Annotated in this window: 10 protein-coding genes; 5 read left to right on the top strand and 5 right to left on the bottom strand. The window is 71.1% G+C overall.

Going from position 1 to position 9570, the window contains the following annotated elements:
* Nucleotides 1-27 precede the first annotated feature (27 nt).
* A complete protein-coding gene (locus CVO76_RS13640; protein WP_208741826.1) occupies nucleotides 28-723 on the top strand; it encodes a DsbA family oxidoreductase in 696 nt (231 codons plus the stop codon).
* A 49-nt stretch (nucleotides 724-772) separates the two neighbouring features.
* Here CVO76_RS13640 and CVO76_RS13645 read toward each other — a convergent pair whose 3' ends face one another.
* The 3 genes from CVO76_RS13645 to CVO76_RS13655 form a co-directional block, all read right to left on the bottom strand.
* Entirely contained in the window at nucleotides 773-958 is a 186-nt protein-coding gene (locus CVO76_RS13645; protein WP_133080210.1) for a hypothetical protein, read from the bottom strand.
* 79 nt (nucleotides 959-1037) lie between these two features.
* Nucleotides 1038-1883: a metal-dependent hydrolase gene (locus CVO76_RS13650; RefSeq protein WP_208739672.1), complete on the bottom strand. Its 846-nt coding sequence runs from the start codon at nucleotides 1881-1883 to the stop codon at nucleotides 1038-1040.
* Nucleotides 1884-1991: 108 nt separating this feature from the next.
* Complete coding sequence (locus CVO76_RS13655; protein ID WP_208739674.1) at nucleotides 1992-2357, bottom strand: hypothetical protein; 366 nt, start codon at nucleotides 2355-2357, stop codon at nucleotides 1992-1994.
* Between the two features lie 90 nt (nucleotides 2358-2447).
* On the opposite strand from CVO76_RS13655, the gene CVO76_RS13660 reads away from it, so the two are divergent.
* The 4 genes from CVO76_RS13660 (at nucleotide 2448) to CVO76_RS13675 (ending at nucleotide 8065) form a co-directional block, all read left to right on the top strand.
* Entirely contained in the window at nucleotides 2448-3425 is a 978-nt protein-coding gene (locus CVO76_RS13660) for an MsnO8 family LLM class oxidoreductase (protein ID WP_208739676.1), read from the top strand.
* Between the two features lie 201 nt (nucleotides 3426-3626).
* Entirely contained in the window at nucleotides 3627-4799 is a 1173-nt protein-coding gene (locus CVO76_RS13665) for a PRC and DUF2382 domain-containing protein (protein WP_208739678.1), read from the top strand.
* A gap of 40 nt (nucleotides 4800-4839) precedes the next feature.
* A complete protein-coding gene (locus tag CVO76_RS13670) occupies nucleotides 4840-5973 on the top strand; it encodes an aminotransferase class V-fold PLP-dependent enzyme (protein ID WP_208739680.1) in 1134 nt (377 codons plus the stop codon).
* 262 nt (nucleotides 5974-6235) lie between these two features.
* The gene (locus CVO76_RS13675) at nucleotides 6236-8065 is read left to right on the top strand and encodes an immune inhibitor A domain-containing protein (protein WP_244185986.1); all 1830 of its coding nucleotides are present in this window, start codon (nucleotides 6236-6238) and stop codon (nucleotides 8063-8065) included.
* Between the two features lie 58 nt (nucleotides 8066-8123).
* Here the strand turns inward: CVO76_RS13675 and CVO76_RS13680 are convergent, their stop codons facing one another.
* Together CVO76_RS13680 and CVO76_RS13685 are read right to left on the bottom strand one after the other, a co-directional pair.
* Complete coding sequence (locus CVO76_RS13680) at nucleotides 8124-8768, bottom strand: hypothetical protein (protein WP_208739682.1); 645 nt, start codon at nucleotides 8766-8768, stop codon at nucleotides 8124-8126.
* A 249-nt stretch (nucleotides 8769-9017) separates the two neighbouring features.
* Entirely contained in the window at nucleotides 9018-9461 is a 444-nt protein-coding gene (locus CVO76_RS13685) for a GtrA family protein (protein ID WP_208739684.1), read from the bottom strand.
* Nucleotides 9462-9570: the final 109 nt, after the last annotated feature.

Here is a 9570-nt window from a genome sequence, read left to right on the forward strand (position 1 = left end):
CCCGGGCCCGCCGCCGTTCTACCGGACATGCAGATAGAGATCTGGTCCGATGTGAAGTGCCCGTGGTGCTACGTGGGCAAGCGCCGTTTCGAGAAGGCCCTCGCGACTTTCCCGCACAGGGACAGCGTCGAGGTGACCTGGAAGAGCTACCAGCTCGACCCGGACCTGCCCGACCACTACGAGGGCACCGAGCAGCAGTACCTCGCCGAGCGCAAGGGCATCGCCCCCGAGCAGGTCACGCAGATGTGGCAGCACCTGGCGCAGCAGGCCTCGGGTGAGGGCCTGGACTTCGACTTCGACCGCATCGTGGTGGGCAACAGTTTCACCGCGCACCGCTTCCTGCACCTCGCCAAGACCCGGAGTCGGGGCGACGCGGCCAAGGAAGCCGTGATGTCCGCCCACTTCGAGAAGGGGCTGGACACGTCCGACGTCGATGTCCTCGTCTCCCTCGGCACGGGCATCGGCCTCGACGAGGCCGAGATCCGCGACACCGTCGCCGGTGACCGCTTCGCCGACGACGTGCGCCGGGACATCGAGGAGGCCCGCACCCTCGGCGTGCAGGGCGTGCCGTTCTTCGTCGTCGACCGCAAGTACGGGATCTCCGGCGCCCAGCCGACCGAACTGTTCCGCCAGGCTCTCGACCAGGCCTGGCAGGAGTCGCACCCGCTGGTGTCCCTCACGCCGTCGGCCGACGGACCGGCGTGCGGTCCCGACGGCTGCTAGCGGTCCACACCGGACGACGGCGGCCCCGCGGCCACCGTCGCAGCGGCCGTCAGCGCCGCGAGGAGCCCCGGGCCATCCTCTTCAGGTCGTCCTGCACGCGCGCTAGTTCCCGCTGACGCTGGAGCTGCAGTTCGTCGGCGCTCGGCTGATGGGGCCGAGCCGGCTCGGGCTCGGGCAGGGGCGGCGCATCCGCCTCGTCCTGCAGGGGGTCGAAGAACAAACCGTCGCGGTGCATGAAACCTCTTCCAGCTGTCGGTAGCTGTCCCCGACACTAGCGTGGCCGTGTTTCCGGCTTTTTTCGTACCGCTCGGAGGTCACCCGGCTCCGGAGAGGAGCGCGACCACCGCACCGCCGTCGTCGAACCGGGTGATGGCCCATCCGATGCCGCCCACCGCGTAGAGCGAGACGGGCACCAGCAGGCACCACTCCCGGACCGACCCCGCATTGCCGAGGAGCGGTACCGCGATATTGCCGTTCGGCCGCCACACCTGCGCGATGACCGGCAGTCCCGCCAGGCTCCGCGGCCGCCGGATGCGGAACGGGTACACGGGATTGCAGCCGCCGGTGGTCAGCATGTCGCCGAGGATATGGACCACGACGCCGATGCCGACCGCGAGCGGGAACCAGAACTGCTCCTCGGGGGCGAACGCGGTGACGAACGCACCCGCGGTCAGCCCGACGGCCCACGGCGAGCGACGCATGCTGTCGGGGATGATCTTCAGGGCCTTCGCCGCGAAGGACACGAGCAGGACCGTGAGCAGCCCCGCACCGGGATAGATGGTGCCGAAGTCGGTGGTCCCGACCGTCCAGAGTCCGGCGACGAACGCCACGGCCACGAACGCGGCCACGCCGAGCAGGGAGTGGGTGCCGAGGCGATGGCCGCCGGAGATCGCGCCGACACCGGCGCAGAACAGGTTCGACAGCGGCGGCAGGGAATGGGCGATCGTGGCGCTGTGGTGGTCGGCGTCGGGCAGCAGTGCCGCGCCCGCGGTGACCAGTGCGCCGGTGACGACGCCGACCGGGCTGACATCGAGCAGGCCGAACCCGAGGGTGACCGACTCGGGCAGCGCCGACAGCAGGAGGCCCGGATGCACGTCGATCCGGGTGGTGGCGGCAACCCAGGCGGCGGCGCCGCAGGCAGCATGGTGGGCGCCCATCATGGCGGGGAGTCCTTTCGGTGAGACCACGCCGGGCCGCGGGGAGCGGCCGGCGGTGAAATCCCATCCTGACGCGTGCCACCGTCATTCCTGGAACCGCTGCGGGAAGCGCTAGTGCGGGCGGTCCTGCCGCGTCCGCGCGCCGCGCGTTGTGCCGGCCGACCGCAACCAGGCCTCGGCGTCGTCGCCCGTGCCGGTGGGCAGGTCGATCTTCTCGAGGCGCTTCTGGTAGCTCGCCGTGATGTCCCGCTGGATCCGCAGGCGGGCCTCGTCGCCCGGGAGGGCACGGCCTCCCGCGATCCGGTCGGTGATCTCGATCCGCCGCGCATAGGAATCGGCGATGCGCGCCGCGAGATCGTCGAGCTGCGCCGACTGCGGCTGGTGCGTGGTGGGCGCGGGTGAGCCGAGCACCCGACGGCGGATCCTGGTGACGATCTTCATGGTGCTGACCCCGCTGCTGATCCGGGTCTGCCGCACCCCGTTGTCCGGCGGACCCAGGCGCCGTCGCCGACGCCTGTCCGGCAACACTATCGGAATGACGCCGGACCGTCATCGGTTCCACGAAGTATGTCCCTTCCCTTCACCGGCCTGTCCGTCCTCGACCGCGCACAATCCCGGCTCGGTACTCCCGAGGCGGAGACCCTCCAGCGGGTCGTCGAGCGCGCGCGGCAGGCCGAACGGCTCGGCTACCGTCGGTTCTGGGTGGCGGAGCACCACGGTGTGCCCGGCATTGCCGGGTCGGTGCCCGCGGTGCTGGCGGCGGCCGTCGCGTCCCGCACGACGGCGATCCGCATCGGTACGGGCGGCATCATGCTCCCGAACCACCAGCCCCTGGTCGTCGCCGAACAGGCCGCCACGCTGAATGCGTTGTTCAGCGGTCGCTTCGACCTCGGCATCGGGCGCTCGCTCGGCTTCACCCAGGCCGTGCGGACGGTGCTGCGGGCAGGCAGGGAGGAAGCGGACCGGTTCGAGCAGGACATCGCCGAACTGCTCGCCTTCCTCGGCGGCACGGCGCCGGTCACTGCGCGCCCGCAGGATGGCGGGCGCACGCCCGTGTTCGTCCTGGCCACCGGCCAGGGCCTGGACATCGCGGCACGGGCCGGCCTCGCCGTCGTGCTCGGCGGGCCCGCCCTGTTCCGGAACGGCAATGCGGCGCTCGAGCGGTACCGCACCGCCTTCCGCCCGTCACCGTGGTGGGAGGAACCCCACGTGACGGTGTCCGTCAACGTCGCGGTGGCGGCCACGACGGCGCAGGCGCGGCAGCTGCTCCTGCCCGAGGCCCGTGCGCTCGCCGTCTCGCGGACCCGGGGCTACTTCCCGCCGCTCGAGGCCGCCGGCGACGAGCCCCTCTCCGCGCGGGAGGAGGGGTACGTCGCCGAATCGCTCGCGACCGCCGTGTACGGGACGCCCGGCGAGGTGTCGCGGCAGCTCATCGACCTGCAGGCGCGGACGGGCGCCGCCGAGCTGCTCGTCGCCGGTGGCGCGTTCGACCTCGAGGGGCAGGCGGCGTCGGACGAGCTGCTGGCGGAGCTGGCAGCGGCCTAGGCCGTGCCGGATCCCGCGACGACGGCGCCGCCCGGGAGTCGAGCTGCTGCGCTGCTCCGCTCCAGCGACGCCCTTGCCCGTCCCCCGGAGGGGATGTCCACCGCCACGCCGATTAGTAAGCATGCTTGCTATAACGTGGGCGCCGCTCCTACCCTGAGGTTCACCCGCTCCTCGCGGCCGATACCGACGACAGGACTCCGCATGCTCACGATGAACGACCTCGACCCGCTGCTCAGGCACCGCAGCACGGTGGTCACCGGCGAGGGGGACAAGGTGGGCACGGTGGGCGTGGTGTACCTCGACGATGCCGATGACCGGCCGTCATGGGTGACCGTCCACACGGGCCTCTTCGGGACCCGGGAGTCATTCGTGCCCCTCGAGGGTGCATCCGTGCACGGGCGCGACCTCGTGGTGGCCTACCCGCGCGACCTCATCAGGCACGCGCCGTCCGTCGACCGCGACGGCCACCTCAGCCCCGAGGACGAGGCTGCGCTGTACCGGCACTACGGGCTGCGCGGAGCGGCTCCGGTCCCTCGGTTCGCCGCCGCTGAGCCGGCTCCGGTCCCTCGGCCCGCCGCCGTCGCCGTGCCGGCGACCGAACACGCTGCCGTGCGTACGACGACGCCGGCAACCGAACACGCCGCCGAGGCGGCGACCGAACCCGCCGCCGCGCGCACGACGACGCCGTCGGCCGCTCCCGCCGCCGCGCGCACGACGACGCCGTCGGCCGCTCCGGAGGCTGCTCCGGGGGCCGCTCCGGACGCGGCGACGGGGGAGACCGCAGCACGCGCGATGCACACGGCAGGAACGTCCGACGCGACACCGGCGCCCACGACCGCCCGGACGCAGGGTGGGACGCACACGCATGACGAGGTCGGCACCCCCTGGGTGGTCCGCTCGGAGGAACGACTGCGCGTCGGGACCGAGCAGTACGAGGCCGCCCGCGTGCGTCTCCGGAAGTACATCGTGACCGAGGAGGCCACGATGACCGTCCCGCTGAAGCGGGAGGAGATCCGGATCGAGGTGGAACCCATCTCGTCGCCCGTGCGCCTGGAGGCCGAGGGCGTACCGTTCCAGGAGCAGTCCGTGGAACTCGTGGCACACGAGGAACTCGCCGTCCTGAGCAAGGAGACGGTGCCCGTCGAGCGCGTGAGCATGAGGACGGTCGAAGTGGCCGGCAGGACCACCGTGCGGGAGGAGGTGCGCAAGGAGCGCATCGCCAGCAGCGCGGACGGGGCTGCGTCGGTCGGCAGGGGCCGGGGGCTCGGTTCCTCCAACCGTGGAACCACCGCCGGTGCGGATGCCGACGCGTCGACGAGGATCGCGACGAACAGCACGAACGCGCTCCTGAAGGGAAGGAAGAAGCGGCGCTGACGCGGGTCTTCCGGTGGTCCCGGACCGTAGGGTGGACTGCATGGGAGCCACGCAGGACGACGCCGCACTCTTCGCCGCCTACCAGGGCACCTTCTCGGAGGCTCCCGGGTATCTGAACTTCGCGAGCTTCGGCCCGCCGTCGACCGCCGTCCGCGACCACGTGGCGCACCTCATGGAGACGGCCGGAGAGGCAGCCGTCGGCGCGAGCAGCACGCTCGAAAGCGAGGACAAGCGGGCGCGGGAGGCCTTCTCACGGCTCAGCGGATTCCCGCTCGAACAGGTGGGGCTGACCGGCAGTACCTCGCTCGGCCTGTTCCAGGTGGCCTTCGGCCTGGCCTCCGGCGCGGTGCTCGTAGGCGCCGGCGAGTTCCCGTCCAACACCTATCCCTGGCTGCGCACCGGGGCAGCGGGCCGTGCGCGCGTCGACCTGATGGGGGAGCCCGGCACCCGGGTGACCCCCGACGTCGTCGCCCGCCGGCTGACGGGCGACACCGTTGCCGTGAGTGTCAGCGCCGTCGACTTCCGCACCGGCTACCGGGCCGATCTCGCCGGGATCCGCGACGCGATCGGCCCGGACCGCCTCCTCGTGGTCGACGGCATCCAGGGGTTCGCTGTCGCCGATCTGGAATGGACACTCGCCGACGTGCTGATCGCCGGCGCGCAGAAGTGGGTGCGGGCCGGCTGGGGCGTGGCCGGGATCGCGATGTCGCCACAGGGCCTCGAGCGCATCGAGCCCCTGCTCACCGGCTGGACGGGGGTCGCCGACGCTCGACGGTACGACGGCGAGGAGCACGCGCCGCTGCCGGGGGCCGGGCGCTTCTCCATCTCGAACCTGTCCCCGTACGCGACCGGGGCGTTCGCGGAGGCCCTCGAACTGATCGAGCCGGTGGGCGTGCCGGCCATCGAGGGCATCATCGCGACGCACGCGGGTGCCCTGATCGACCAGCTCGACGCGGCAGGTGTGCCGGTCCTCTCGCCCCGGGAGCGGGAGGACCGGGCGGGGATCGTGGTCGCGGGCCTTCCGGGGCGGGCGGCCGAAGCGCACGCGGCGCTCGCCGCCGCTGACATCTCGGTGACGCTGCACGGGCCGGACCGCATCCGGCTCTCCGTGCACGCGACGACCCGCTCCGAGGTCCTCGGCGAGGCGGCGGGGGTGCTCGCGGATTTCGTCTGAGGACGGGGTGCCACAGGTGCCCGGGCTCGTCCACGGGTGCGCGCTCACGGTCCGCACCGGCCGTGCACTATAGGGCGTACCGTCCCGGTGCGCCAGAGCACACCAGAGAGATGGTTCATAGAACGCAACCGACCTCCGAAGTGTCCCCAAGCGGTGCTAGCGTCCCTGCCAGAACATGTGACCTAGGCAACATGTTCGTAACCTCGGGCACCTAACCTGAGGGTGTTCTGCATCAGCTGGGATATTTCACTAAGGAGAACCCTTGAATCTCACACCTCGTACCCGGGGGCTGCGGTGCGCGATGGCGCTCGCCGTGACCAGCGCCGTCGTGCTCGCTCCCGTGAGCGCACAGGCCACCACCGGCACCGCGGCGGACGCATCGACCGCGACGTCGTCCTTCACCTCCTCGCCCAGCGCCGACGGCGCGGCCGCGAAGCTCGACGACCGTTCCGACCCTGCAGCGGAGGAGCGCCGCGACCTCAACCAGCAGGGCCTGGCGAAGGTCCTCTCCGGAGAGGCCAAGGTCGAGGACCGCGGCGGCTCGAAGGCCGTCAAGGTCGCTCCCGGCCAGTGGGCACAGTACGGCCTGCAGGACAGCGACCAGATCCTGTCCTTCCTCGTCGATTTCGGCGACAAGATCGACCCGCGCTTCCCGACCTCGACGGCAGGCCCGACGCACAACGCCATCAAGGAGCCGAATCGGGTGGTGGACAACTCCACCTACTGGTCCGACACCTTCGACCGCGAGCACTACCTCGACATGTTCTTCAGCGAGGAGGGCGAGTCGCTGAAGGGCGTCTACGAGGAGATGTCCAGCGGCCGGTACACGGTCGACGGCGACGTCAGCGACTGGGTGACCGTGCCCTACAACTCGGCGAGCTACGGCGAGACCGAGAGCCAGGCGGACATGACCCGCTTCGTGCAGGACACCGCGAACGCCTGGTACGACTCGCAGGTCGCGGCCGGCAAGACCGCAGCCGAGATCGACGCCTACCTCGCGACGTTCGACCAGTGGGACCGCTACGACTTCGACAAGGACGGCGACTTCGACGAGGCCGACGGCTACATCGACCACTTCCAGGCCATCCACGCGGGCGAGGGCGAGGAGGCAGGCGCGGCGTCGTCCGCCATCTGGTCCCACCGCTGGGCCGTCGGCCAGGCGGGGCGCGGCACCTCCGGCCCCGCGGCCAACCCCTTCGGCGGCATCAAGATCGGCGATTCCGACATCTGGATCCGCGACTACACCACGGAGCCCGAGAACGGCGGCCTCGGCGTCTTCGCGCACGAGTACGGTCACGACCTCGGCCTGCCCGACCTGTACGACACGAGTGGCGGCGAGAACGGCACCGGCTTCTGGACGCTCATGAGCTCCGGTTCGTGGCTCGGCCACGGGGACGGCTCCATCGGCACCACCCCGAACCACATGGGTGCCTGGGAGAAGCTGCAGCTCGGCTGGCTGGACTACGACGTCGCCACGGCGGGCGTGAAATCCACCCACAAGATCGGCCCCTCGTTCCACGCCACGAAGGCCCCGCAGGCCGTCGTCGTGAACCTGCCTAAGGACGCGGCCGGCAAGAACCGCTTCTACATCGCCGAGAACCGCGTGTACGCGGGCTACGACGCGACGCTCGCCACCGGCCCGTACAACTTCGGCTGGGGCGTCACCGCGCCGGACACCGTGGAGCACTACGCGTACCAGGACGGCCTGAGCGTGACCTACTGGAACACCGCGCAGACCAACAACAACACGCGCCAGCACCCGGGCGCCGGCCTGGCCCTGCCGGTCGACGCCCACCCCAAGGCGCTCACCTGGTCGGACGGCACCGTCGTGCGCAACCGCATCCAGAGCTTCGATGCCACCTTCGGCAAGCAGGCGACGGATGCGCTGAACCTGCACCGCGAGACCGCGGCGGGCATGACCACGCTCACGGCGCCCTCGCAGCCGGGCGTCGCCGTCTTCGACGACACCAACCCCAACGCCTACTACGACGCCACGAACCCGCAGGGTTCCGTCGTCGTCGCCGGCACCGGGACGAAGATCGAGGTCGTCCAGTCCAACTCGACGGGCATGCTGACCCTTCAGGTCCGCTAGCCCCGTAAGCCACACACAGAAGGAGCCGGGAGATCCTCCCGGCTCCTTCTGCATGTTCCTAGTGCGTGTGCCGCTTCCGGCGCGGCTGCGAGACGACGGCGATCCCCAGGGCCAGGGCGACCGCCACCAGGCTCAGGATGCCTGCTGCCACATAACGTGCAGACAGTGCGTCCCCGGTCCGGGCCTCGGCTTCGGCCACCGCGTCCTCGGTCTGCGGCTGGCCCGAGGAGACGTCCGGTCCCGTCACGAGAGGGCCGGTGACCGGATCGATCCGCGTCGGCGACAGTGCGGGCGCTTCCATCCCGCCGACTCCGCCGGCGTTGTCGCCGGGGACCACGACCGGTGCGGGCGACGATTCCGTGGACGATTCCGGCGGTGCCGTACTGCTGCCCGACGCCGACGCGCGCGGGGACGGCGAAGCAGGGGTCGCACCCGGCTCGGGCTCGGTGCTCGCCACCGTCGGCTCCGGCTCGGGCGGGGCGACGGGAGACTCGGACGGCGCGGGTTCTACGGCAGGAGGATCGACCGTCGGTGTGGGCTCCCCCGTGGGTTCCGTTCCGGGGAGTGTGCCCGGATCGACCGGTGGCGGAGCCGGGTCCGTCACCACGGGTTGTCCGGGTCCGGCCGTCGGCGGTGCGATGGCCTCCTCCGGACCCGGCGTGGCCGGGACCAGCGGGTCCACCTGCGCTGCGGGCAGGGTCATCGGCATCGCGGACTGCGCGGGAGCCGGTCCGGCCGCGGCGAGCAGGAGTCCGCCGCCGAGGGCCAGGGCTGTGAGTGCGGTGGGGGCGCGGATGGCGGAGTCTTTCAGGAGGTGGGGGAACGACGGCGGGAAGGGCGGGCAGCCTTCCGAAGCATGCTGACTGTCAGTCCCTACCCTACGCCGGGGCGCGAGCCGTGCCCATCCCGGTCGGCGTGCCGTTCATCGCTTGCCAGGGTTCGACGGGATCGTTCAGGAACCCGCGGCGCAGAGCGTCGCGGTCGCGGCCGGCAGCGCGGGGCGGAAGACGAAGAACCGGTAGGCCACGTAGCGGAAGACGTTGCCGAGGAGGACCCCGACGACGTTCGCCGAGATGTTGTTCGCCAGGGGGCTCGTCAGCCCGAGGAGGTAGTGGGATACGACGAGGCAGGCGGCGGCTATGCCGAGCCCGGCGAGGTTGGTGAGGGCGAAGAGGATCGCCTCCTCGCGCTTCGGTCGTCCCGCGAACACGCGGAAGGTCACGTAGTGGCTCCCGAGCCACGAGACGCCGGTGGCCAGCGTCACCGAGACGACCTTGGAGGTGATGGGCCCGACGCCGAAGCCGAGGGCGAGGATGTTGAACACCGAGATGTCGACGAGGAAGGCCACCGTTCCCACGGCGGCGAAGGATCCGAGCCTCTGCAGGGCTTCGCGCACGGTCTGTGTCCTTTCCTCGACAGCACTCCATTCTACTCTTAGGTTGCCTAAGCAACTGACGATCGGTGGAGAGACATGGCGCACAGCGGCGGGTCAAGGCGTGCCGATG

The organism is Arthrobacter agilis, assembly GCF_002953615.1.
In the GTDB taxonomy this organism is placed as follows: domain Bacteria; phylum Actinomycetota; class Actinomycetes; order Actinomycetales; family Micrococcaceae; genus Arthrobacter_D; species Arthrobacter_D agilis_B.